This window comes from Actinospineispora eucalypti (assembly GCF_039543365.1).
Lineage (GTDB): Bacteria > Actinomycetota > Actinomycetes > Mycobacteriales > Pseudonocardiaceae > Pseudonocardia > Pseudonocardia eucalypti.
Map to the genome: position 1 here is coordinate 336,265 of NZ_BAABJP010000030.1, position 22,819 is coordinate 359,083.

Annotated in this window: 24 protein-coding genes; 8 read left to right on the forward strand and 16 right to left on the reverse strand. The window is 71.8% G+C overall.

Annotated elements, in window-relative coordinates:
• Positions 1-13 precede the first annotated feature (13 nt).
• Entirely contained in the window at positions 14-745 is a 732-nt protein-coding gene (locus ABEB12_RS26675) for a DUF899 family protein (protein ID WP_185062507.1), read from the forward strand.
• A gap of 4 nt (positions 746-749) precedes the next feature.
• Here the strand turns inward: ABEB12_RS26675 and ABEB12_RS26680 are convergent, their stop codons facing one another.
• The gene (locus ABEB12_RS26680; protein WP_185062508.1) at positions 750-1,304 is read right to left on the reverse strand and encodes a GNAT family N-acetyltransferase; all 555 of its coding nucleotides are present in this window, start codon (positions 1,302-1,304) and stop codon (positions 750-752) included.
• A 20-nt stretch (positions 1,305-1,324) separates the two neighbouring features.
• On the reverse strand, positions 1,325-2,161 hold the full coding sequence (locus tag ABEB12_RS26685; protein ID WP_185062509.1) for an oxidoreductase: 837 nt from the start codon (positions 2,159-2,161) through the stop codon (positions 1,325-1,327).
• A 74-nt stretch (positions 2,162-2,235) separates the two neighbouring features.
• Between ABEB12_RS26685 and ABEB12_RS26690 the strand changes: the two genes are divergently transcribed.
• From ABEB12_RS26690 to ABEB12_RS26700, 3 genes are read left to right on the forward strand one after another with little or no spacing between them, the layout of a single operon-like run.
• Entirely contained in the window at positions 2,236-2,811 is a 576-nt protein-coding gene (locus tag ABEB12_RS26690; protein WP_185062510.1) for a TetR family transcriptional regulator, read from the forward strand.
• 58 nt (positions 2,812-2,869) lie between these two features.
• On the forward strand, positions 2,870-3,637 hold the full coding sequence (locus ABEB12_RS26695) for a transglutaminase family protein (RefSeq protein ID WP_185062511.1): 768 nt from the start codon (positions 2,870-2,872) through the stop codon (positions 3,635-3,637).
• A gap of 20 nt (positions 3,638-3,657) precedes the next feature.
• Positions 3,658-4,350: a ubiquinone/menaquinone biosynthesis methyltransferase gene (locus tag ABEB12_RS26700; protein WP_185062512.1), complete on the forward strand. Its 693-nt coding sequence runs from the start codon at positions 3,658-3,660 to the stop codon at positions 4,348-4,350.
• A 10-nt stretch (positions 4,351-4,360) separates the two neighbouring features.
• Here ABEB12_RS26700 and ABEB12_RS26705 read toward each other — a convergent pair whose 3' ends face one another.
• Positions 4,361-5,044: a class II aldolase/adducin family protein gene (locus ABEB12_RS26705; RefSeq protein ID WP_185062513.1), complete on the reverse strand. Its 684-nt coding sequence runs from the start codon at positions 5,042-5,044 to the stop codon at positions 4,361-4,363.
• A gap of 202 nt (positions 5,045-5,246) precedes the next feature.
• On the opposite strand from ABEB12_RS26705, the gene ABEB12_RS26710 reads away from it, so the two are divergent.
• Complete coding sequence (locus tag ABEB12_RS26710) at positions 5,247-6,092, forward strand: matrixin family metalloprotease (RefSeq protein ID WP_185062514.1); 846 nt, start codon at positions 5,247-5,249, stop codon at positions 6,090-6,092.
• Here the strand turns inward: ABEB12_RS26710 and ABEB12_RS26715 are convergent.
• The 8 genes from ABEB12_RS26715 to ABEB12_RS26750 all read right to left on the reverse strand — a co-directional run bounded on the left by ABEB12_RS26715 (position 6,089) and on the right by ABEB12_RS26750 (position 13,431).
• Entirely contained in the window at positions 6,089-6,877 is a 789-nt protein-coding gene (locus tag ABEB12_RS26715; RefSeq protein WP_185062515.1) for an IclR family transcriptional regulator domain-containing protein, read from the reverse strand. The two genes, ABEB12_RS26710 and ABEB12_RS26715, sit on opposite strands and share 4 nt — an antisense overlap.
• A 47-nt stretch (positions 6,878-6,924) precedes the next feature.
• On the reverse strand, positions 6,925-7,914 hold the full coding sequence (locus tag ABEB12_RS26720; protein WP_185062516.1) for a substrate-binding domain-containing protein: 990 nt from the start codon (positions 7,912-7,914) through the stop codon (positions 6,925-6,927).
• Positions 7,914-9,227, reverse strand: a complete 1,314-nt coding sequence (locus tag ABEB12_RS26725) for an SLC13 family permease (protein WP_185062517.1) — start codon at positions 9,225-9,227, stop codon at positions 7,914-7,916. The genes ABEB12_RS26720 and ABEB12_RS26725 overlap by 1 nt, the downstream gene beginning before the upstream one ends.
• 503 nt (positions 9,228-9,730) lie before the next feature.
• On the reverse strand, positions 9,731-10,453 hold the full coding sequence (locus ABEB12_RS26730; protein ID WP_185062518.1) for a class II aldolase/adducin family protein: 723 nt from the start codon (positions 10,451-10,453) through the stop codon (positions 9,731-9,733).
• A complete protein-coding gene (gene hcaB / locus ABEB12_RS26735; RefSeq protein WP_185062519.1) occupies positions 10,450-11,235 on the reverse strand; it encodes a 3-(cis-5,6-dihydroxycyclohexa-1,3-dien-1-yl)propanoate dehydrogenase in 786 nt (261 codons plus the stop codon). The genes ABEB12_RS26730 and hcaB overlap by 4 nt, the downstream gene beginning before the upstream one ends.
• On the reverse strand, positions 11,232-11,504 hold the full coding sequence (locus tag ABEB12_RS26740) for a dihydrodiol dehydrogenase (protein WP_345703165.1): 273 nt from the start codon (positions 11,502-11,504) through the stop codon (positions 11,232-11,234). Before ABEB12_RS26740 ends, hcaB begins: the two co-directional genes overlap by 4 nt.
• Before the next feature lie 17 nt (positions 11,505-11,521).
• Positions 11,522-12,097 (reverse strand): 3-phenylpropionate/cinnamic acid dioxygenase subunit beta, encoded by a 576-nt coding sequence (locus tag ABEB12_RS26745; protein ID WP_185062520.1) that lies wholly within the window; start codon positions 12,095-12,097, stop codon positions 11,522-11,524.
• Complete coding sequence (locus ABEB12_RS26750) at positions 12,094-13,431, reverse strand: Rieske 2Fe-2S domain-containing protein (protein WP_221498204.1); 1,338 nt, start codon at positions 13,429-13,431, stop codon at positions 12,094-12,096. Before ABEB12_RS26750 ends, ABEB12_RS26745 begins: the two co-directional genes overlap by 4 nt.
• An 89-nt stretch (positions 13,432-13,520) precedes the next feature.
• Here ABEB12_RS26750 and ABEB12_RS26755 point away from each other — a divergent pair, with 89 nt between their 5' ends.
• A complete protein-coding gene (locus ABEB12_RS26755; protein ID WP_185062521.1) occupies positions 13,521-15,200 on the forward strand; it encodes a thiamine pyrophosphate-dependent enzyme in 1,680 nt (559 codons plus the stop codon).
• A gap of 800 nt (positions 15,201-16,000) precedes the next feature.
• On the opposite strand, the gene ABEB12_RS26760 is transcribed toward ABEB12_RS26755, so the two are convergent.
• Positions 16,001-16,603: a TetR family transcriptional regulator gene (locus ABEB12_RS26760; RefSeq protein WP_221498205.1), complete on the reverse strand. Its 603-nt coding sequence runs from the start codon at positions 16,601-16,603 to the stop codon at positions 16,001-16,003.
• Between the two features lie 67 nt (positions 16,604-16,670).
• Between ABEB12_RS26760 and ABEB12_RS26765 the strand changes: the two genes are divergently transcribed.
• Complete coding sequence (locus ABEB12_RS26765) at positions 16,671-17,156, forward strand: SRPBCC family protein (RefSeq protein ID WP_185062523.1); 486 nt, start codon at positions 16,671-16,673, stop codon at positions 17,154-17,156.
• On the opposite strand, the gene ABEB12_RS26770 is transcribed toward ABEB12_RS26765, so the two are convergent.
• Together ABEB12_RS26770 and ABEB12_RS26775 are read right to left on the reverse strand one after the other, a co-directional pair.
• On the reverse strand, positions 17,126-17,902 hold the full coding sequence (locus ABEB12_RS26770) for a serine hydrolase (protein WP_425572276.1): 777 nt from the start codon (positions 17,900-17,902) through the stop codon (positions 17,126-17,128). The two genes, ABEB12_RS26765 and ABEB12_RS26770, sit on opposite strands and share 31 nt — an antisense overlap.
• The gene (locus tag ABEB12_RS26775) at positions 17,827-19,257 is read right to left on the reverse strand and encodes an amino acid permease (protein ID WP_345703166.1); all 1,431 of its coding nucleotides are present in this window, start codon (positions 19,255-19,257) and stop codon (positions 17,827-17,829) included. Before ABEB12_RS26775 ends, ABEB12_RS26770 begins: the two co-directional genes overlap by 76 nt.
• Before the next feature lie 130 nt (positions 19,258-19,387).
• On the opposite strand from ABEB12_RS26775, the gene ABEB12_RS26780 reads away from it, so the two are divergent.
• Positions 19,388-19,840: a DUF3887 domain-containing protein gene (locus tag ABEB12_RS26780; RefSeq protein WP_185062525.1), complete on the forward strand. Its 453-nt coding sequence runs from the start codon at positions 19,388-19,390 to the stop codon at positions 19,838-19,840.
• Positions 19,841-20,495: 655 nt separating this feature from the next.
• Here ABEB12_RS26780 and ABEB12_RS26785 read toward each other — a convergent pair.
• Positions 20,496-21,926 carry a glucose/sorbosone family PQQ-dependent dehydrogenase gene (locus tag ABEB12_RS26785; RefSeq protein ID WP_221498206.1) on the reverse strand — a complete coding sequence of 477 codons (1,431 nt, stop codon included), beginning with the start codon at positions 21,924-21,926 and terminating at the stop codon, positions 20,496-20,498.
• An 82-nt stretch (positions 21,927-22,008) separates the two neighbouring features.
• Positions 22,009-22,752 (reverse strand): NAD(P)H-binding protein, encoded by a 744-nt coding sequence (locus tag ABEB12_RS26790; RefSeq protein WP_185062526.1) that lies wholly within the window; start codon positions 22,750-22,752, stop codon positions 22,009-22,011.
• Between the last annotated feature and the right edge of the window lie 67 nt (positions 22,753-22,819).

The following is a 22,819-nucleotide window of genomic DNA, read 5'->3' on the forward strand; positions in this document are numbered from 1 at the left end:
GGAGGGCGGACCCATGGACGTACAGACCACGACGTACCCGAACCCCGAGATCGTCGACCGGGACAGCTGGCAGGCCGAGATCGACCGGCTGGTGGAGCGGGAGAAGGCGCACACCCGCGAAGGCGACGCGATCGCCGCCGCCCGCCGGCGCCTGCCGATGGTCGAGGTGGACCCCACCACCACCCTGGTCGGCCCGGACGGCCCGGTGACGCTGCTGGACGTGTTCGAGGGGCGCCGGCAGCTCATCGTGTACCTGCACATGTGGCACGACGGCAACGACGCCGCCAACCAGTGCGAGGGCTGCACGTTCTTCACCGGGCACGCCCGGGAGCTGTCCTATCTGCACAGCCGGGGCGTCACCTACGCGACCTTCTGCGAGGGCCCCTACCCGGAGAGCGCCCGGTACCGGGACTTCATGGGCTGGGAGATGCCCTGGTACTCCGCGCGCGGCTCGCTGGACGCGCTGCTCGCCGGGCGCGGGTTCGGCGGCTACTTGTGCTTCCTGCGCGACGGTGACCGGGTGTTCGAGACCTACTGGACCACCGGCCGGGGCACCGAGGCCGGCGCCACCAGCTACCACCTGCTCGACCTGACCGTGTACGGCCGGCAGGAGACCTGGGAAGACTCCCCCGCCGGCTGGCCCCAGCCGTACGCCACCAGGGGCGAGCAGTTCCGCCGCGACGGCCGCCCCACCGCGCAGTGGTCACGCCTGGCCGAAGGCCGCTCCGACGACCTCACCGGCTGAGAGCTCACCGAGGGTCGGTGGCCAGGATCGCCATGGAGATCGCGTCGTGCCACTCCCCGTCCCAGTGCAGCGCGTCGCGGTGCACGCCCTCCTGGATGAAGCCGCACTTCTGGTACACCCGCAGGGCGCGCGGGTTGAAGTCGTAGACCTCCAGGTGCACCCGGTGCAGGCCGGCCACGTCGAGCGCGTAGTCCACGACCAGCCGGGTCGCCTCGGTGCCGTATCCGCGACCGAACACCGGCGGGCCGGTGAGGCCGATCCGGAAGTTGGCCGAGTCGTTCCCGTCGTCCAGGTCGTTCAGCACGGCCTCGCCGAGCACCGCGTCGTCCGAGCGGCGCACGATCGTCCAGTCGGCCCGGTCGTGGTGGTCCGCCCGGGTGGCGAGCCAGCGCCGGATCTGGTCCGGGGTGAACCGCTGGTGGGTGCCGGTCAGCCGGCTGCCCTCCGGCTCGCCGAACATCGGCCAGAGGCCGTCGAAGTGCTCGCCGGTCATGGGCTCCAGCCGGACGCTCGGGCCGGTCAGGGTGGGCTGGTCACGGAAGACGTCGACGGGGACCACCGGTGCAGCCAAGCAGCACGTCAGTCCGAAGGGAAGTCGGCGGACCGGCTCAGCTCCGCCCACCGCCGGGCCTCGGCGGTCCGCTCTTCGCCCGACCGCACCGCCAGCTCGACGGCACTCGCGCCCAGCAGCAGCCGCAGTGGCGGCTCCGCCATCGCCACCACGTCGAGCAGGATCTTCGCCGCGCGGGCCGGGTCCCCGGGCCAGCCGGCGGCGGTGGCCTCGCGCATCCGGTTCACCTCGCCGACCGTGCCCCGGTAGTCCGGCCCAACCTCGGCGCGGACCATGGAGGTGGTGCTCCACTCGGTGCGGAACGGCCCCGGCTCCACGATGACCACCTTGATACCGAGCGGTTTGACCTCGGCGTTCAGCACCTCGGAGAAGCCCTCGACGGCGAACTTGGCGGTCTGGTACGCACCCATGCCGGGCGTGCCCCCGACCCGCCCGCCGATCGAGGAGAACTGCAGGATGTGCCCGGACCGCTGCTGGCGCAACACCGGGAGCGCCGCCCGGGTGACGTTCACGACGCCGAACAGGTTGGCCTCGATCTGCGCCCGGAAGTCGTCCTCGGCCATCTCCTCGATCGGCGCGCTGTTGGCGTAGCCGGCGTTGTTCACCACCACGTCCAGCCGGCCGAACTCCCGCACCGCGATGTCCACGGCGGACCGGGCCGCAGCCGCGTCGGTGACGTCCAGCGCCACCGCCCGCGCCCGATCGCCGTACTTGGCCACCAGCCCTTCCAGGTCGGCCGGCCGGCGCGCGGTGGCCACCACGTTCTCCCCGGCCGCCAACGCCGCATCCGCCAGCTCCCGGCCGAAACCGCGCGAGCTGCCGGTGATGAGCCATGTCTTCGCCATTGATCCACCCCTCCGCCCGGCCGGGCGGGCTCCTGTCTACGACTGTAGACACTCGAGAGTCTACAGTCGTAGACATGGGTGACGCACGGAGCGAACGACCGGTCCACCGGCGCGATGCCGCCGCCACCCGGGAGGCGATCCTGCGCTCGGCGCTGGTGGCCTTCACCCGCCACGGCTACGACGGCGTGGGGGTGCGGGAGATCGCCCGGGCGGCCGGGGTGACCGCGATGCTGGTCAACCGATACTTCGGCACCAAGGAAGGGCTGTTCGCGGAGGTCGTCGAGGTGGCGTTCGCCGAACGCACGCTGATCGCCGACGACGTCGAGTCGCTGACCCGGTTCGCCGCCGCCGGACTGGTCGCGGCCGAACCCCGCTCGGTGGACGGCTTCCTGCTGATGCTGCGCTCGGTGGCCAACCCGAGGGCCACCGAAATCCTGCGCGCGGCGATCGAGGCGCACTTCCAGCGCCCGCTCCAGGCACTGCTGCCCGGCGCGGGCGCCCGGGAGCGGGCCGCGTTGTTCCTCTCCGTGCTGTCCGGGGTGCGGCTCATGCAGCAGGTGCTGGGCAGCCCGGCGCTGGCCACCGCCGACGCGGACGCGCTGGAACGGCGGCTGCGGCCGGTGTTCGAGGCGCTGGTCGACCCGGGCTGAAACCGCTCAGGCCCGGACGGCCGCTGCGCCCGGCAGCGGGAGCACGTTAGATGGACGAATGGACTCCGTGCGCCGGTTCGCCGAGCTGGTCGGTCAGCCCGACCCGCCGTTGGACCGCGCCGCACTGGCGCTGGCGGCCGGCGCCGACCCCGACCTGGACGTCGATCACTGGCTGGCCGAGCTGGACCGCCTGGCCTCGGGCGTGACCGACCTGGCCGGGCTGCTGGACCGGCTGTTCGTGCGGGAACGCTTCCTCGGCAACCGGGAGAACTACTACGACCCGAGGAACTCCCTGCTCCCGCACGTGCTGACCCGCCGCGTGGGCATCCCGATCACGCTGGCCGTGGTCACCATGGAGGTCGGGCGGCGCGCCGGGGTGCCGATCGAGGGCGTCGGCATGCCGGGCCACTTCCTGGTCCGGCCGGTCGGCGGTGACACCCTGCTCGACGTGTTCGACGGCGGCGCCGAGCTGACCCCCGAGGCCTGCGAGGCGCGGTTCCGCGAGCTGGGCGGCACCGGGCCGTTCGGCCCGCACCTGCTCGCGGCCACGCCGACCACGGCCATCCTGACCCGGATGCTGGAGAACCTGCGCACCGTGTTCCGCACGCTCCGGCGGCCGGCCGCCAGTGAGTGGGTGCTGCGGATGCGGTTACACCTGCCCGGCGCCGGACTGGCCGAACAACTGGAACTGGCCCAGGCACTGGGTGGCCAGGGCAAGTGGCTCGACGGCGCCCGGATACTGGAAACCCAGATGCCGGAGGCGGAGCCCCAGGTGGCGCGCCAGCTCACCCTGGCGGCGCGTTCCCTGCGGGCGCATCTGAACTAGCGTTGGGGGGACGCACAACCATGAGCAGAGCGGATCTCGACAAGCAATCGACCCAGGTCAGCGCCATGTTCGACGACGTGGCCAAGGGATACGACCGGACCCGCGCCATCCTCTGGTTCGGCCAGATGGGGCGCTGGGGGCGCATCACCACCGACTGCCTCGACCTCGGCCCGGGCAAGCGGGTCCTGGACGTGGCCTGTGGGACCGGCACCTCGTCGCGCTGGCTCGCCGGATCCGGGGCGAAAGTGGTCGGCTGCGACTTCTCGCCGGCCATGCTGGCCCGGGCGCACACCCGCGCCCCCGGAATCGAACTGGTGCTCGGCGACGCCCTCAAGCTCCCGTTCGAGTCGGGCACCTTCGACGCGGCGACGATCTCGTTCGGCCTGCGCAACGTGGCCGACGTCCCGCTCGCGCTGGCCGAGATGCGCCGGGTCGTGCGGCCCGGCGGGCACCTGGCGGTGTGCGAGTTCAGCCACCCACCGGGCCGGGCCGGCCGCGCGGCCGCCGACTTCTACCTGCGCCGGGTCGGCCCGCTGATCGCCCGGCTGGTGAGCAGCAACCCCGAGGCCTACGTCTACCTGGCGGACTCGATCCTGGCCTGGCCCGACCCGGCCGGCCTCGCCGCGGATATGCGGGGCGCCGGCTGGGACGAGGTGGCCTGGCGCCGGCTCTCCGGCGGGATGGTGGCCCTGCACCGGGGAACCCGGGCGTAACGCCGGCGGGTCAGGCCGGGAGCCGGCGGACCAGGTGATCCCACACGGCCCGCACCGCGCCGTCGTGGTAGATGTGCGCACGCTTGGCCGCCGACTCCTCGGGGTCCGACCAGCTCGGCCAACCACCGTAGGCATGGGTGAGCATCTGCTGGTGGCAGGCCCGCTCCAGGACCACGGCGCGCACCACCGCCGTCTCCAGGTCCGGGCCGACGGTCACGATGCCGTGGTTGACCAGGAACAGCGCGCTCGCGTCGCCCAGCTCGGCGGCCACCTGCTTGCCCAGCTCGGCGGTGACGATCAGGTCGGCGGTGGCGGTGAACCGGGGCACGGCGGGCGGCACGAACATGTTGGCCGCGTGACTGACCGGCAACAGCGGCTGACCGGTGGCGGCCAGCGCCACCGCGTGCGGCGGGTGGGTGTGCACCACCGCGCCGACGTCCGGCCGGGCGGCCAGGATCTCGATGTGGATCGGGTACTCGCTGTGCCGGGTGCCCTCCCCCGCCAGCACCGCGCCCGACGGGTCGACCAGGTGCACCCGGTCCTCGGTGACCTCCCCCAGCCCCCACTCGGCGGACTTGATCCAGCAGCCGCGGTCGTCGCGCAGGGACGCGTGGCCCCAGATCAGGTCGTCGTGCCCCTGCGCGGCGAGCACCCGGGAGGCGGTCGCGACCAGCTGGCGGGCGGATTCTGGCATCGGCGGCAAGCCCTCTCTCCGGCGTCGTCTGAACGCAGACTAGGAGCCGGCCGTATCTTCTGTCCAGAAGTTAGATTCTGTTGAGCAGAATTAGCCCCCTCGGTGGGATACTGCCCACAACGGCCCGCGCTGACCGGAGGCCGCCGTCGGGAGGGTCGTGCGTCTCATAAGCAGGCTGCGGGCGTGGCGCAGGTACCGGTACATGTCGCGCCGCCTCGCCGAGCTGGACCGCCTGGACCGGGAGAACCTCCTGCCCGCTCCGCCCCGGAACCGGCTGGGCGGCCGGGCGAAGCTCTCCGTGCTGCTGCTGGCGCTGCTCATCGGCGGGATCGTGGTGGTGGACACGCTGCACGCGGGTCCGCGCTCCCCGCTGGACGAGCTGCTGCCCACGGGCATGTTCCAGGACCGGCAGCCGGCGGCGGGCTCGTCCGGAGCGCACGCGTTCGTGGCCCAGCTGCCCAACGGCCGGCCGGTCACCTACGACCCCTGCCAGCCCATTCGCTACGTGATCAACCCGGCCGGCATGCCGCCGGAAGCCGAGCAGCTGGTCCACGAGTCGGTGCGGGCGATCGCCTCGGCCTCCCGCCTCACCTTCAGCTACGCGGGCGCCACCGACGAGACACCCGTCGCCGACCGCCCCACCAGGCAACCCCAGCGCTACGGCGGCGGGTGGGCGCCGGTGCTGATCGCCTGGGTGGACCAGGCCCAGCTCGAGGCGGAGGTGCCCAGGGGCGAGTCGGTGCCGAACGCCGACGTCGAGGGCAGGGGCGGCAGCACCGCGGTCACCCCGGCCGGGCCGGAGCTGACCCGCTTCGTGACCGGGGAGATCCTGCTGTCCCGGCAGGCGATGGCGCACCACCTGGGCCGCCGGGGCGGCGCCCCCATCGCCAGGGCGGTGATCATGCACGAGCTGGGCCATGTGGTGGGACTGGACCACGTGTCCGACCCGCGCGAGCTGATGGCCCCGGTGAACACCGGCCAGACCGAGCTGGGTCCGGGAGACCGGCAGGGCCTGGCCATCGCCGGCGCCGGCGCGTGCTGGCGCTAGTGCAGGAGTTCGGCGGCCCGGTCCACGGTGGTTCGCATCAACTCGCCGATCCGCTTCACGTCCGCCCGGTTGAGCCTCCCGACCGGGACGGCCGTGTTGAAGGCCATCCGCAACCCGGACCGCTCGATCGGGAACGCCACGGCGATCGAGGCGACGCCCTCCTCGCTCTCCTCCGAGCTGGTGGCGTAGCCCCGGCGCCGGACGCCGGTGATCTCCTGTTCCAGCGCGGCCCGGCTGCGGATCGACCGGGAGGTCAGCCCCGGCAGCTCCTCCTCGGGATAGAGCCGGCGCAGCTGCTCGGTGGACAGCGCGGCCAGCATCGCCTTGCCGCTGGACGTGCAGTGCGCCGGCATCGACTGCCCCAGCCGCGACGCCACTCGCACCGCGCGCGGACTCTCGATGGCGTCGATGAACCGGACCGTGGCCCCGTCCATCACCACCATGTGCACCGTCTCCGTGGTCTCCCGGTTCAGCTCCTCGAGGAACGGGTGCACCGTCTGCCGCACGTCGAAGCGCTGCAGGATCGAGTAGGCCACGGCGGTCATCGCGGTGCCCGGCAGGTACGCCTTGGACCGGCGCTCCTGGCGGACGAAGCCCCGGTACTGCAGCATCGCCAGCAGCCGGTGCGCGGTCGACGAGGCGACGCCGAGGTAGTCGGCGACCTCGGTCAGCCGCAGCTCGCTGCGCTCGCCCATCAGCAGCAGGATCTTCAGGGCGTTGTCCACCGACTCGATCGGGTACTGCGGCACCGGGCCGGCCGGGGCGGGGCCGGCGGATTTCTCCATAGCAGAAACGGTAGCCCACGCCTCTCCTTCGGAGACCGCCGGCGGGGTCACACCACCACCTCCTCCAGGGTCTCCGGCGCGAACAGTTCCTCCGGGTCGTAGCGGCGGGCCGCGAGGCCCTGCTCGTGGGAGTAGCGCAGGAAGGTCTCCAGGGTCGGCCGGTTCGGTTCCAGGCCGTACGGCCACCAGTCCTCACCCATCGCGCGGCGGGTGCGCTCGACCTCGGCCCACAGCCAGGGCAGCGCGTACCGCAGGCTCGCCGTCTCCCCCAGCCCGGCCAGCCCGGCGCGCTTCGCCCGCTCGCAGGCCTTCACCAGCTCCCGCGCCAGCCAGCGGTTCCGCTGGTAGACCTCCCGCCGGATCACCAGCGTGTGCATGATCGGGAAGATCCCGGTGCGGGCCAGGTAGGCGCGCTCGACGGCCTCCGGGTCCGGGAACAGCCGGCGGATCCCGCCGCCGTCCGGGGCGTTGAACGGGCCGGGGTTGCGGGCGCTGTAGACCGCGTCCAGCTCGCCGTCGAGGAGTAGCCGGGACAGCGTCTCGCCGGAGCCGATCGGGGTCACCTCTATGTCCGGCGGCAGGGACAGGGCGAGCTTCTCCACCCGGCCCGGCCCGTCCAGCCCGCCGGTGCGGTAGCGGACCTCGGCGACTCCCAGGCCGTGGTGCTCGGCCAGGATTCCCCTGATCCACACCGCGGCGGTGATCTGGTACTCGGGCACGCCCACCGTGCCGCCGGCCAGCTCGGCCGGGTCGGTGAGCGGCGAGTCCGCGCGGACGTAGATCGCGCTGTGCCGGAAGGCGCGGGAGGGGAACACCGGGACCGCGACGAACGGCGCGCCGCGGTCCAGGGTCAGTACGTAGCTGGACAGGGACAGTTCGGCGATGTCGAACTCGCCGAACCGGAGCATCCGGAAGAAGGTCTCCTCCACCGGCAGGTCCAGGAAGTTCAGCTCGGCCCCGCCCGGCCGGACGGTCCCGTCGCGCAGCGGCTCCATCCGGTCGTAGGCCCGGCAGGCCATGGTGAACACCGGCGTCATCAGCGGGCGCTGGGCAGCAGGAAGAACAGCCAGGTCAGCACCGGCGCGGTCGCCGCCATGGCGATGCCCCAGGCGAGCATCGTGCGGAACAGTGGGGGCCGTTCCTCCTCCGGCGCGTTGGCCAGGGTCAGCGCACCGACCGAGGAGAACGGGGTGGAGTCCACCACGGTGGCCGAGATGGCCAGCGAGATGATCATCGCCGTCACCCCGATCTGGCCCTGCACCAGGAACGGCACGGCCAGCGGGATGAGCACGCCGAGCAGCCCGGCACTGGAGGCGAAGGCCGAGGTGAAAGCCCCGACCACGCAGAGCAGGAACGCGGTGAGCAGCGGCGCGCCCAGGCCCGCGATGCCGTGCCCGATCAGGTCCACCGTGCCGTAGCGCTGGAGCGCGGCGACCAGTGTGACCACGCCGCAGATCAGCAGCACCACCGTCCACACGATCCGTTTGTCGGCCTCGGCGAACCGCGCCGGGAAGACCAGGTGCAGCAGGACCGCCGCGATCAGCGCCAGGAAGCCGATCTCCAGGTCGAACACCAGCGCGCCGACGCCCACCGCGACCATCACGGCGAGGGTGATCGTCTGGTCCACCCGCAGCGGGGTGCGCACGGGTGCACCCAGCACGGCCACACCCCCGCCACCGGGCGTCAGGCCGGCGCCGGGCTCTCCCTCGCCCTCGGCCTGGGCCGGCGCCTGGCGGCCGCGCTCGCGCCACAACTGGCGGCCGCCGAAGCACAGGTAGATCACCACGGCGAGCCCCAGGTTGTACGCCGCGTTGCCGAAGAACAGCGCCGAGGACGACACGGACAGCCCGCTGGAGCGCAGCGCCTGCTGGACGATGATGGTCAGGCCGTTGAGCGGGGAGAAGTTCCCCAGGCAGGACCCGTGCATGAGCATCAGCGCGGACATCCGCCGGTCCACCCCGTACCGCTCCCCCAGGCGCAGGCACAGCGGTGCCAGCATCGCCACGCCCGCCGGGCCGAGCGCGCCGGCCGTGGTGGGCACCGCCGAGAACACGAAGATGAGCCAGGGCACCAGCACCGGCCGGTCGCCGAGCAGCACCACCACCCGGTCGATCAGCCACTCGATCGTCCCGTTCGCCGCCGCCAGGCCGAACAGGTAGGTGACCCCGACGAGCAGCACGAACAGTTCCGGCGGGAACCCGGACAGCAGCTTCTTCACGCTCTCGTGCGCGACCAGCGTGCCGATCAGGAAGGTGGCGACCAGCGCCAGCGCGCCGATGTTGACCGGCCGCAACGTGCCCAGGACGAAGATCAGGACGAGTGCCACGACGCCGATGACGTGGATGGACATAGCGGTTCCTCTGGGCCTGCTCGAAGGGAGCGGCGCGCAGGCGCGCCTGCCCCCGAACCGGGCGGCGCCGCGACCACATTTCTAATGTGCAGAAGTACTTTCTGTCACTCTTCCGAGTGTGTCAAGCGGAACTTCGGCGCGGTGCGGGCTCAGAGATCGCTCGGACGGCCGCGGCCGGGTGATTCTCGGCTTGAGCGCGGCCCGTTGCGCTAGGACCGGTGAGGCCCGTCCGTTCCCGGCCATTGGTCACGGACAGTGACGGTCCGGAGGGCGGTCGGCTAGGTCCACTCCGCCGCGGTTCGTCGAGATCTACCTGAGCGGGGTCCAGGCCCGGGGTGCACCCCGACGAGGTAGATCTCGGGACGGAGCCGCCGTTCCACGCCCCACAAATGACTACGGTCCGTATCCGAAGACGCCCTGACCAACCGCGACCGGCCCGACCCAGCCGCGCCAGACCACCCGACCGCGCCTGTCCAAGCGCCCTTTGAAACCCGCACCGAACCTCAGCCGAGCCGGGCCAGCTCGTGCCGCCAGGCGGTCGACGTGTTGAACCCCGAGCCCAGGTCCGGCAGCTCCGCCAGGTCTTCGCGCGGGAGGTCCACCAGAGTCCCGCCGGCGCTGACCACCCGCAGGGACAACCCCGCCAGCCGGTCCACACCGACCGCCTGCAGCACCGCCCGTTCCACACCGTCGGCCGCGCTGGTCAGGCCGTGCGCACGCAGCAACACCACCGGGCGGTCCCCCATCGAGGCCACCATCTCGGCGGCCAGTGCCCGGTTGCGGATGAGCACGCCGCGCGGGTACACCGGCACGCCTCCCTGGGCCAGGCGGGTGCCGGGGATGTCGAAGGCGCCCACGATCGGCCGGATCGCCATGCCGGCGAGGTCGGCGGCGACCACGTCCGGCGGGTGCGCGTGCACCACCGCCGCCACGTCGTTCCGGCGGCGGAGCACCTCGGTGTGCAGCGGCAGTTCGTTGGGTGCCTGGTATCCGCCGTCCAGCTCGCCCGGCGCGCCGGGCTGCCCGTCCAGGTCCAGCAGCCGGACGTCCTCCGCCGTGGTGAAGGCCAGCCCGCGTTCCTCCGGGCCCCGGCAGCGCACCAGCAGGCGGTGCCGGTCGACCCGCAGGCTGATGTGGCCGAGGATGCCGTCCGCCAGCCCGCGCGCGGCAAGCACCCGGCATGCGCCGGCGATCAGCTCCCGCAACGGGGCCAGCTCCGCGCTCATGCCTTCACCCCGATCCCGCCGTCCGGGTGCACCACGTCGCCGGTGATGCCCCTGGCCCGCTCGGAGGCCAGGAACACGTAACTCCACGCGTGGTCCTCGGCGGACAGCGCCACCCTCAGCGGCACCCGCGCGGCCAGCTCGGACTCCCGGTCCGGCGTCGCCCCGAGGCTGCGGTCGTCCAGCCCCAGGCTGCTCGGGCCGCGCAGGTCGGTGCCGACCGTGCCGCCCGGGGCGACCCCGTTCACCCGGACTTCCGGAGCCAGTTCGTGGGCCAGGGACACCACCAGGCCGCGCACCGCGAACTTGGACGACACGTACAGCACGCCGCCCCGGCCGGGGAAATACGCCGAGGTGGACTCGGTGAGCACCACGGCGCCCCGGCTCTCCCGCAGCGCGGGCAGGGCCGCCTTCACCGCGTGCACCTGGCTGCGCACGTTGACCGTGAACATCTCGTCGAAGGCGTCGTCGATGCGGTCCGCGTCCAGGTCGGCGAGGCCCAGGTAGAAGTCGAACACGCCGACGCAGTTGACCAGCACGTCCAGCCCGCCGAACGCCCCGACCGCCGCCGCGACCGCCTCCTCGTTCGCCGCCCGGGTCGCCGCATCGCCCGCGACGACCGGCGTCCCGGGCAGTTCGCCGGCCAGCTTCGCGCACTTCGCCGGGTCCCGTTCCAGCACCGCCACCCGGGCACCCTCGCCCAGGAAGGCATCCAGCACGGCCCGCCCGATCCCGGACCCGGCGCCGACCACCAGCGCGCGCCGGCCCTCCAGCCAGCCCGTCACGTCTCCCCCTCGATCAGCGGGGCGTACGGGTTGCCGATCATCGCGGCGAACGTGTCCGGGTTCTGCCAGGTCAGCGCCTCCACCTCGAGCGGGCACAGCGTCACCCACTGCCCGGACTTCGGCGACTCGATGAGCAGCCGCGACCCGTTGCGGGTCTCTACCAGGGACACCCGCACCTCGGCGAACTCGTTGCCGATCACGATGGGCTGCCGGCCAGCCGGCAGCACCCGTGAGTGGCGAGTGTGGCTATAGCCACACTCGCCACTCACGGGGGGCTCCGTCCCGTTCACAGGAAGATCGCCAGGTTCTGGGTGCGCAGCACCGAGTCGTCCACCAGGATGGTTCGCCGGGCCAGCAGCCAGCCGCCGTCGGTGCCGCGGCGCAGCAGGTCCTCGCGGCCGGCCGAGATGACCGCCGCCTCGCGCACGTCGCCCCGGCTGCGGTAGAGCAGCACGGCGGACTCGACGACCAGGTGGTCCGGGTCCTCCGTGGCGAAGGTGCGCACGTTGGCCACGTAGTGGCGCAGCCGGGACGGCGGGTCCTCGGTCCACGCGTGCTCGGTGCGGAACCGGGCCACCCGGCGGGACAGTGAGTACTTGTTCTCGTCGAAGTGCGCCATGCCCGGCGAGGTGTCCGACCGGGCACCGACCGCCGTGGTGACCCGGACCGGCATCAGGTAGTGGATGTCCTCGGCGAGCAGGCCCAGCCACCGGTCGTACTCCTGCGCGTCCAGCAGGTACGCCTCCTCGACCAGCCAGTGGTGCGCCCCGAGGTGCCGCTCGTCGGAGAACGGCAGGGACGCCCCGGTTCGCTGGATGCGGGAGGCGTGCCCGCCGAGCACCGACTCCGCCGAGTGGTTCATCGCCCGGCCCCTTCCAGGTAGTCCGCCCAGCGGGCCAGCAGCTGGCGCTGGTTGTACTCGCCGTAACCGACGTGCGCCTCGCCCGGACCGGCGAACCGGTCGGGTCCCAGCGCCGGCGTCACCGGGGTGCCGTCCCCCAGCAGGCCCATCCGGCTGTTCAGCAGCAGCCGCCGGGCCATCGTGCCGGCGGCGGTGCTGGTCAGGGAGACCCAGTTCTCCACGTCGTCCTGCTCGAACATTCCGGTGCTGCCGAAGCACATCAGGTACGCCTTGTAGGACAGCGCCTTGAACTCCTCGGGCGCCTCGGCGTCCACCGCGAACCAGGACAGCACCTCGGTCTCGTCCGGCCCCACCGGCTGCCAGGTGCGGATGGAGATGAACGGCAGCACGTCCTCCGAGTCCTCCACCCGGGGCCAGTTGTGCACCAGGCTGAGGTTCGGGAACACGGAGGCCGCGGAGATCATGAACCCGTCCCGGCCGACCACGTCGAGCTGCTCGCGCGACCAGCCGCGCTTCATCCGCTCGATCATCACGTCCGGGTAGCCCACGTAGCGCAGCCGTTCCTCCAGCGTCCCGGGCGGCAGCTTGTACGTGGTGCCGCCGCCGTTGCCGGCCCAGTAGGTGCACCCGTCCTTGCGCTTCTCCGCCTTCGGTTCGCGGAACAGGCCGATCTCCACCACGCTGGTGTGGGTGTGCGGCGTGTGGTACATGTCGCCGGCGAAGTTCTCCGCGCCGATCTTCCAGTTCGCCTTGATCCGCCACCGTTGCGGCCCGCGCAGCTCGATCCCGCCGGCCGACTGCTTCGTGTAGTAGTCCAGGTAGAACGTGAAGTCGCCGAGGTAGTCGCGCAGCGGCGGCGCGTCCGGGTCCAGGCTGATGAAGATCAGGCCGTTGTGGCTGGCCAACGATGGCGCGGGCAGCAGCGCCTGGCCCTTGCGCGGGAACCCGGCCTCGCCGCCGTAGGCGTCCCGGTGGAACGGCAGCCCGGCCAGCCGCCCGTCGTTGCGGTAGGACCAGCCGTGGTAGGGGCAGCGGAAGTGCGAGGCGTTGCCCAGCTCCGCCCGGCAGACCTGCATCCCCCGGTGCAGGCACATGTTGAACAGCGCCCGGACCTGGCCGTCCTCGCCCCTGGCGATGATGAACGAGTCGGCCAGCACCCGCCGCACCACGTAGTCGCCGGGTACCGGGACCTCCGACTCGTGCGCCACGAACACCCACGCGCGGCCGAACAGCCGCTCGCGCTCCAGCCGGAAGATCTCCTCGTCGTGGTAGATGTGCGCCGGGATCATCCCCCGCCGGACCTCATCCAGGACGGGGCGCTGATCGGTCGTCATCGGGTTACTCGCTTTCTCTGCTGTACAGAGCTAAACTCCGCAACAGAGAATCACGCGACCGGCGTGACGCTGTCAACCCGGAGGTGTCGTTGACTGACCGGATCGGCGCCGACCTGGTGGTCGAGTCGCTCGCCGTCGAGGGCGTCACGCACGTGTTCGGGCTGCCCGGGACCACGGTGATGGACCTGATCGACGCCCTGGCCCGGGACGGCCGCATCCGGTACCTGTCCACCCGGCACGAACAGGTCGCCGGGTTCATGGCCGACGGTTTCTCCCGGGCCGGCGGGGCGCCGGGCGTGTGCCTGGCCTCCCGGGGGCCGGGGGCGGCGAACCTGGCCATCGCGGTGCAGAACGCGCACGACGAGTCCGTCCCGATGCTGGTGCTGATCGGCCAGGTGCCCGGGTCGATCACCGAACGCCGGTCGTTCGAGGAGATGGACGTGGTGGCCGCGTTCCGCCCGATGACCAAGTGGGCGGTGGAGATCCACCGGCCCGAGCGCATCCCCGAGCTGCTGCAACGCGCGGTACGCACCGCCGTCACCGGTCGCCCCGGGCCGGTCGTGGTGTCGCTGCCGCTGGACGTGCTGCAGGCCGCCGCCCCGGAGGAGGTCACGCCGGGGCCGCGGGTGCGGTTCCACCCCCCGGCACCCGACCCCGCCGGGGTCGCCGAGGCCGCCGCGCTGCTCGCCGCCGCCGAACGCCCCGCGATCATCGCCGGCGGCGGGGCGCGCGACCGGGCCGCGCTGCTGGAGCTGGCCGACGCCGCATCCGCGCCGGTGGTCAGCACCTGGCTGCGCAAGAACGCGGTGCCCAACGGGCACCCGGCCTACCTCGGGCCGCTCGGCTACGGCGCCCACGAGGTGTCCGACCAGCTGGTCCGGGACGCCGACGTGATCGTCGCCCTGGGCTGCCGGTTCTCCGAGTTCACCACCAAGCGCTGGACCCTGGTCCCGCCGTCGGCCCGGCTGGTGCACGTGGACGTCGACCCCGCCGAGCTGGGCCGGGTGTACCCGCCCCGGGTCGGGCTGGTCTCCGACGCGACCGCCGCCGCGCACGCCCTGACCGCCGCCCTGCCCCGGCTGGTCGCCGCCGACGGCGGTCGCGCCGAACGGCGCCGGCAGCGCCGGGAGGCCCTGCGCAAGGAGTACGAGGACGCCTCGGCGCTGCCCCCGAGCGAACCGGACGGATCGGGCGCCGGCGGGGTCTCATCGCCCGCGCTCACCCGGGCCGCGCGGAACCTGGCCATGCGCCAGGGGATCGTGCTGGTCCAGGACGTGCACACGTTCGGCCCGTGGATGGCCCGGCACGTGGCCGTGGACCGCCCGGACAGCTACTACGGCTCGGCCGGCGGCGCGATGGCCTGGGGTTTCCCGGCCGCGATGGGAATGGCGCTGGCCCGGCCGGACCAGCGGGTGGTGGCGATCAGCGGCGACGGCAGCTTCTGGATGGTCGCCCAGGATCTCGAGACCTGCGTGCGGGAACGGATCCCGGTGCTGAACGTGATCGTCAACAACTACGCGTACGGCAACACCCGGGACCGCCAGCGCACCGCGCACGGCGGCCGCTACCACGGCGTCTTCCTGGGCAACCCGGACTTTGCCGCGTATGCCCGGCTGCTCGGCGCCCACGGCGTCCGCGTCACCGCGGACGGCGAGCTGGAGCCGGCCATCGCCGAGGCCCTCGCGCATCCGGGGCCGAGCATCGTGGACGTGGTGCAGGACCGGATGGAAGGCCTGCCGCCGGGCCTCACCCCGCCGGCGGCCCGCTAGGCGGCGTTTCCGAGCCGCTCGCCCACCCGGCGAGAGCTCGGCGCCGGTTTCAAAGATCAGCTCGGACGGGCCGGCCGCGATTGATCTAGCGCAGCCGGTTGCGTTTCTCGTCTGTCACTTCTGTTGCGCGAGGGGAACGTCATGGGGATGGCGACAAGATCCCTGTGGTGTTCCCCCGCCCGCAACCAGAGTGACGGATGGTGTGGCCAGGACGGTTCTTTCGTGGTCATCAGGGCATGGTGGCCGTTTTCGGGGCCGTCAGGCGGCCCTGGTGTCCCGTTGACCATGTAATCCATGCTCATCAGGTATCCAGCGCGATTCTGCCGGCCGTTGATCATGAAACGCAACGGCCGGCACCCGAAGCCGCGGAAGACCAACCGCGGCGGCCTCCTCCGAGCTGATCTTTAAACCGGCACCGAGCTCGCCGAGCGGGCGCATGACTTCGGAACACGGCCTGGATGATCGATTCCTTGACCGTGGCCTGTGCTCAAGACTCCTGACGCGAGCCGCCTTCAGCTCTGCGTGGACATACGCAACGGCGGCTAATGGGAATTCACTTGTCGTGACAGCTGGGGTGAAAGCGACCAGTGGGCCGCGCGTGGAGCCCGCCGAGGCATTCGGGACCGTTCCGGGCCTTGCGCCGGGAACCAAGCCCGCGCCGAGTTCACCCTAAGAGACGTTCGATCGTGGGAAAAGGTCTCTGGCGATGAACTCGGCGAGGAGCCGGTCGGTGAACACGGATTACCCCCGCCCACCACCCCACCGGACCAACCACGCGGTCCCGGGTGACCAGAATCCACTTAAATGGAATCGATCATCTCGACCGGCGGACCACTCGGGGCGAGCAGCCGGCGGGCGGCCTCGGCGGCCAGATCGACGGTCGCGGCGTCCGGCCCGCCGGCGCCCAGGCCGCGCCGGACCAGCGCGAGCGGCCCGTCCACCACGGCCAGCCGCACCCGGTCCCGGTCCGCGGCCCGGAACCCGGCCAGGTAGTCGGCCAGAGCCCGGTTGAGCCGGTCGTCCAGGGCGTCGGCCTCGGCGCGCACCGAAGCGGAGCTGTCCGAGCGGATGAAGTCGGACCGGCCGTACCGGGCCAGCAACGCCGCGTCGTCCGGGTGGTCCGCGCTCCACTGCACCACCTGCCGGGCGGCCGCCACACCCGCCGCGATCGGATCTGCCTCACCGGCCAGCACGGCCAGGAACTCGTCCTGGAACCGACGCAACGGCCGCAGCCAGGCCGCCGCGAGCAGATCCCCACTGCTGGGGAACCGGTGGTAGACCGAGCCGCTGGGCGCCCCGGTGGCCCGGGCGACCGCGCTGGCCGTGGCCGCGCCCGGCCCGCCCTCCGCGATCAGGCGCACGGCGGCGTGCACGAAATCCTCGGTTCGGAACCTGCTTGGCATCGGCACAAAGTAGAGATTACTCTCCAGATCGCAACTAGCGATGCTCCTCTAGTTCGAGGGAGATGCCATGCAGGTGCTCAACACGCACGTCCGGGTGTTCCCCGGCGGTCCGGAACGAGCCGGAGCGTTGATCGACAGCCTGGCCACCGCCGAGGACGGCCTGTGGCCGCACGAGCGCTGGCCGGCGATGGAGTTCGACCGTCCGCTCGGCATCGGTGCCGACGGCGGGCACGGGCCGATCGGCTACCGGGTGGCGGAGTATCGACCGTCCCGGCGGGTGCGCTTCGCGTTCACCCGGCCCGCCGGCTTCCACGGCTACCACGAGTGGGAGGTGCGGCCGGTGCCCGGCGGGCACGAGCTGCGGCACGTGCTGGAGATGGACGCCGCCGGCCTGGCCGTACTCAGCTGGCCGGTGATCTGGCGGCCGATGCACGACGCGCTGATCGAGGACGCGCTGGACAAGGCGGCGGCACTGTCGGACCCACGCCCCTGGTCCCGGTGGGTCCGCCTGCTGCGGCTCGGCTACCGGACCCGGAACAGGATCTCGGTGTAGCGGGTGATGGTCTCCAGGCCGGTCTCGTAGCCGCCGGCGACCACCTGGGTGTTGTTCATGATGGCCACCGTGTAGCGCTCCGCCGGCCCGACGAACCCGACCGAGTTCATCAGCCAGGAACCGTCGTCGTTGTCGTCGGACCAGCCGCCCTTGGTGCCGGGGCGCGCGGCCGGGCCGGCGCCCCACACGCCCCATTGCTGGTTGGCGTGCACGGACCGCATCTCCCCCACGATGTAGTCCCGGTGCCCGGCGGGCAGCTCGTCGAGCACGTAGTTCATCAGCCGGTCCAGGTCGTTCGCCGTGGCGAGAATCCACCCCCAGGTATGCGGGTGCCGGTCGGTGAACCGCATGTCGGCCAGCCCGTAGCCGGGGAAGCGCCGGCCGAACTCCGCCTCGCCCCCGTACCTCCCCCACAGCGTGGTGGCCGCCGCGTCGTCGCTGGTGTGCAGCATGGCGTAGATCAGGCCCCGGTCCTCGGCGGTCAGCCGGACCGTGCCGGCGTCCTGGCGCAGCAGCAGATCCACCACCATGGCCAGCTTCGGCGTGGAGCAGGCCCAGATCAGCGTGCCGGCGTTGGGGTTGCGCCAGACGGTGCCGGCCTCCCGGTCGCGCACCACCACGCCGACGAAACCGGGGCGGGTCAGGGCGTACGCCTCGGCCTCTCCGAAGTTCACCGCCGCTCCCGCGCCAGGCGGGAGTGCCGGATGCTCCAGGCGAAGTACCAGACCAGCGCCGCACCGGTCCACAGCACGGCGGCCAAGATGGTCACCGGGCGGAGGCTGGTGATGATCACCAGGCAGCCCAGCACGGACAGCATCGGGGTCACCGGGTAGCCGGGCACCCGGAAGCCCCTCGGCAGGTCGGGCTCGGTGCGGCGCAGCACGACCACCCCGATGGACACCACGATGAACGCCACCAGGGTGCCGATGCTGGTCATCTCGGCGAGGAACTCGATAGGTAGGAACCCGGCCAGCACCGCGGCGGCCGAGGCCACGATGACGGTGTTGCGCACCGGGGTGAGGGTGCGCGGGTTGACCCGGCGGAACACCGGGGGCAGCAGCCCGTCCCGGCTCATCGCGAACAGGATCCGGGTCTGCGAGTACAGCGCGGTCAGCGTCACGCTGAAGATCGAGATGATCGCGCCGGCGGCCAGCACGGTGCCCGGCCAGGTGGACCCCACGATGTCCTGCAGGATCGCGGCCAGTCCCGCCTCCTGCCCGTCGAACTTCGAGCGCTCCTGCGCGGCGACGGCGACCAGCGCGACGGCCACGTAGACCAGGGTGACCACGGCCAGCGCGATCATGATGGCCAGCGGCATGGTGCGCCTGGGGTTCTTCACCTCCTCGCCGGCGGTGGCCACGTTGTCCAGGCCGACGAAGCTGAAGAAGATCACCCCGGCGGCCCCGTAGATCCCGGCCACGCCGTACGGCGCGAAGTGCGCCAGGTGGTCGGCGTTCCACCCGCGCACCCCGACGACCACGAACAGCACCAGCACGGCCAGCTTCACCAGCACCATCGCCGCGTTCGCCCGGGCCGACTCGGCGGTGCCCCGGACCAGCAGCAGCGCGCACAGCGCCACCAGCACCACGGCCGGCACGTTCACCCAGCCACCGGCCTCCGGGGCGGCGGCCAGGGCCTGCGGGATGCGCACGCCGAACACGTTGTCCAGCAGCTGGTTCAGGTACTGCGACCAGCCGACCGCCACCGCCGACGCGGATACCCCGTACTCCAGCAGCAGGCAGGCCGCCACCACCATCGCGGCCAGCTCGCCCAGCGTGGTGTAGGCGTAGGTGTAGGCCGAGCCGGACACCGGCACCGCGCTGGCCAGCTCCGCATAGCAGACCGCGGTGAGCCCGGCGACCACGGCGGCCAGCACGAACGACCACACCACCGCCGGCCCGGCCTTCGGCACCGCCTCGGAGAGCACGAAGAAGATGCCGGTGCCGATGGTGGCGCCCACGCCGATCATGGACAGCTGGAAGACACCGAGGGTGCGGCTGAGCTCGCCCGTGTCGGAGTCCACGCCGGTCTCCGCGACCAGCTCGGCGGCGGGCCTGCGCCGCAGCAGTTGGGTGCGCAGGTTGCCCATGCCCGTGATCATCGGCCACCCGACTGACGAGCACAAGGTCATTCGGCAATTCGGGCCGTCGATCACGGATGCATAACTCTGCGCCAACTCCCTCGTTCCTGGTTGGGACAAATACTTCGGCCGCCTGGTAAAGGAGATAAAGATGAGAATCACGAATGGCCGCAACCACCTGGTCGGGACCGTCACGCTGGCCGTCGGCCTCGCGCTCGCCGGCAACCTGGCACTCGGCGTCGCCGGCGGCACCCCGCAGGCCCGCGCCACCGAGACCGTGGCCACCGCCCCGACGCAGGCGCGCTACGACCAGCGCGCGCTGGAACAGCTCAACAACATCGCGCGCGGCAACTACGGCGCCGTGCACGCGGCACTGGACCCCGACCTGCAGCGGAAGATCTCGCCCAACACCATCGCGGACGCCTGGTCGAAGCTGCAGCAGTCACACGGGAACTACCTGTTCCCGGGCCGTCCGTCCACGAGTCCGCGCGGCGAGCTGTCGGTGGTCGAGGTGCCGCTGCACATGGCCCGCCAGCCCGGCCGTTTCCAGATCACCTTCCACCCGAACGGCCGGATCGCCGGGCTGTACCTGCTGCCCAACTAGATCGAACACATCTTCGGGGTAGGTGACCTAGTGCCCCGACACGGAACGTTGGCATGTTTATTCGGTGGATCCAGAGGTCGGCTGGCAAGGCGGAGGAGGAGTGCGTAGCGGAGCTACGTGCGACGACGACAACGCCGCCAGGCGGCGTCTGGGCCGCCGAGAAACGTGCTGAACGTTTCGTGTCGGGGCACTAGTCAGGGAGTGGGTTGGGTTCGAGTGATGATCATCGACCCCAATGTCGTTCAGTCAAGGGTCCGCGACGATCGTCTTGGGCCCGCCGGTTCGGCGGGGGCGTTGGGTTCGAAAGATCGGCCTGGACGGCCCAGGCCGCTCGGTCTGCCGCGGCTCGGCCCGCCCGCCGCCCGTGTGGCGGCCTTCGTCACGCAGCGTTGTCAACCGCCGAGCCCGCGCGGGCAATTTCGCAGCGGGTCCGCGTCGAGTGCGACACCTGTCTGCTTCGATCTTGAAAAATCCAGACTCGTGTCGACCTCGACCAACCGCACGGGCCGAACCCGACCGGCACCGGTCACACCCCGTAGCAAAGCCGGCAACCAGGACAGCAGCGGCGGCAGACCAACCAGCCCGGGCCGTCCAGGCCGATCTTCCGAACCCAACGCCCCCGCCGATACATGGGGCCACGCCTCCGATCCGGGAGTCAGCGTGGCACGGTGAGGGTGAACTCGAGGACCGAGCCCGGGTTGTCCAGCGCGCCGGACTGCGAGCCGGACCCCGGGCCGGCCAGGCCCTCACTGTCCGTGGCGATGTAGACCTTGGTGCGGTCCGGGCTCACCACGACGTCGCGGTAGCGGTTGCGCGTGCGGAACAGCTGCACCACGTCGCCCTGCGCCCAGTCGCCGTTCTGGCTGAGCTTGAGCACGTACAGCGAGCCGTTCTTCAGGCTGGTCGCCAGCAGCGCGTTGGCCAGCTGCGGGTTGGGCGCCCGGTCGGCCGGGGAGTACTCCAGGCTGGACGGCGCGATGGACGGCCAGCACAGGTCCAGGTTCTCCCCGCAGGCCTTGTCCTGGAAGTTCTGCCCGGTCGGCACCGTGTACAGGGTCTTGAGCGGCTCGGTGTAGTCCGGCGCGGACCAGTCCACCTCGCGCGGGCCGCGCGGCACCGACGGCGGGACCTCGTAGTCGTCGTAGTCCAGGCCGGCACAGCCGGAGGCCGCCGACCAGTTCGCGTACTGGTAGGACTGGCTGTCCTTGAACCCGGCCACGAACGGCCAGCCGTAGTTCTTGCCCGCCTTGAGCAGGTTGATCTCGTCGTCGCTCTTCGGGCCGTGCTCGTCGGAGTAGAGCTTCCCGCCCGGGCCGAACGCCAGGCCTTGGGGGTTGCGGTGGCCGTAGGTGAACACGTGGCTGCGCACGCCCTTGATCACCGGGTTGTCCGGCGGCACCGTGCCGTCCTGGTTCAGCCGGAGCGTCTTGCCCACATAGGTGCTCCAGTCCTTGGCCGTGACCTGTGCCTCGGTGGGCAGGTCCTGCGCGCGGATCGGCTGGCAGGCCCGGTCGAACTGGTTGTTGCCCTGGTCTCCGATCGAGTAGTAGAGCTTGCCGTCCGGGCCGACCAGCAGCCGGCCGGAGTTGTGGTCCTCGCTGGCCGGCAGGTTGGAGATCACCTCGGTGGGGTTGCTCAGCGTCCCGGCCGCCTTGTCGTAGGCGAACTTCACGATCTTGCCGTGCATCTGGGCCGGCGGGGTGCCGTAGCTGTACGCCACGAACACCGCGCGGTCGGCGAACGCGAACCCGAGCAGGCCCTGCTGGCCGTCACCGGGGGCGACGTCCGGGATGGTCACCGCGACCGACTTCGCCCCGTCGGCCGGGTTGACCCGGGTGATCCGCTTCCCCTCCTTCTCGCCCACCCAGAGGAAGTTGTCCGGACCCCAGTTCAGGTCCCAGGGGTGGTCCAGGCCGCTGACCACCACCCGCATCGCCGGCGCCGGGCCGAGCGAGGCCGCCGGCGGATTGGGCGAACGGGCCCCGGTGTCGGTCTCCCCCTTTGACTCCTCGGGGGGCGCCGCCGGGCCGCCACAGGCGCTGACCAACATCACGGCCACCACGGCGGCAGCCAACGGCAACCTCATCCCAAGCCTCATGCGGCTGGACCCTAGCGGCTCGGGAGATCCGGGCGACCGCGAGACCGGCACGGCCGCCCGGACCAGGTGGCTACTGCCCGGCCGACCACTTGTCGAAGGTGTCCCCACCGAGCTCCGCGTCCGGTCCGGGGACCAGGGTCCGCTCACCGAAGTGGGCGCCGTAGTAGAGCGCCTGCTCGTCGGCGACCACCTCGCGGGGGTCGTTCTTGGCCGCGAGGCCCCGGCGCACCAGCTCGTCCAGCGGGAACTCCTCCGGGCCGGCGATCTCCCGGATCCCGTTCAGCGGCTCGCCCACCGCGGCCCGGCCGACGGCGGCGGCCACGTCGCCGGAGGAGATCGGCTGGATCAGCGCGGTGGAGAGACGGACCTGGCCGTCCACGGTGCTGAAGTCGGCGATGGCCTTGACGAACTCGAAGAACTGGGTGGCGTGCACGATCGAGTAGTCGCGGCCCGATTCGCGGATCAGGTCCTCCTGCGCCTGCTTGGCCCGGAAGTAGCCCGACTCCAGCAGCCGGTCGGTGCCGACCACGGAGAGCGCCACGTAGTGCCCGACCCCGGCCTTTGCCGAGTGGTCGAGCAGGTTGGTGGTGGAGGTGCGGAAGAACTCCATCACCGGGCCGTCGGCGAAGTCCGGCGAGTTCGAGACGTCCACCACCACCGCCGCGCCCTCGAGCGCCTCGGCCAGGCCCTCGCCGGTCAGCGTGTTGACGCCGGTGTTCGGGGCGGCCGGCACCGCCTCGTGACCGCGCTCGCGCAGCCAGGCCACCAGCTTCGAGCCGATGAGCCCCGTCCCACCGATCACAACGATCTTCACGGGATAACCCCTTCGTCATCGAGAACGCCAAGTCAGAAGCGAGGACAGGGCAGCACTCAAATCTGTG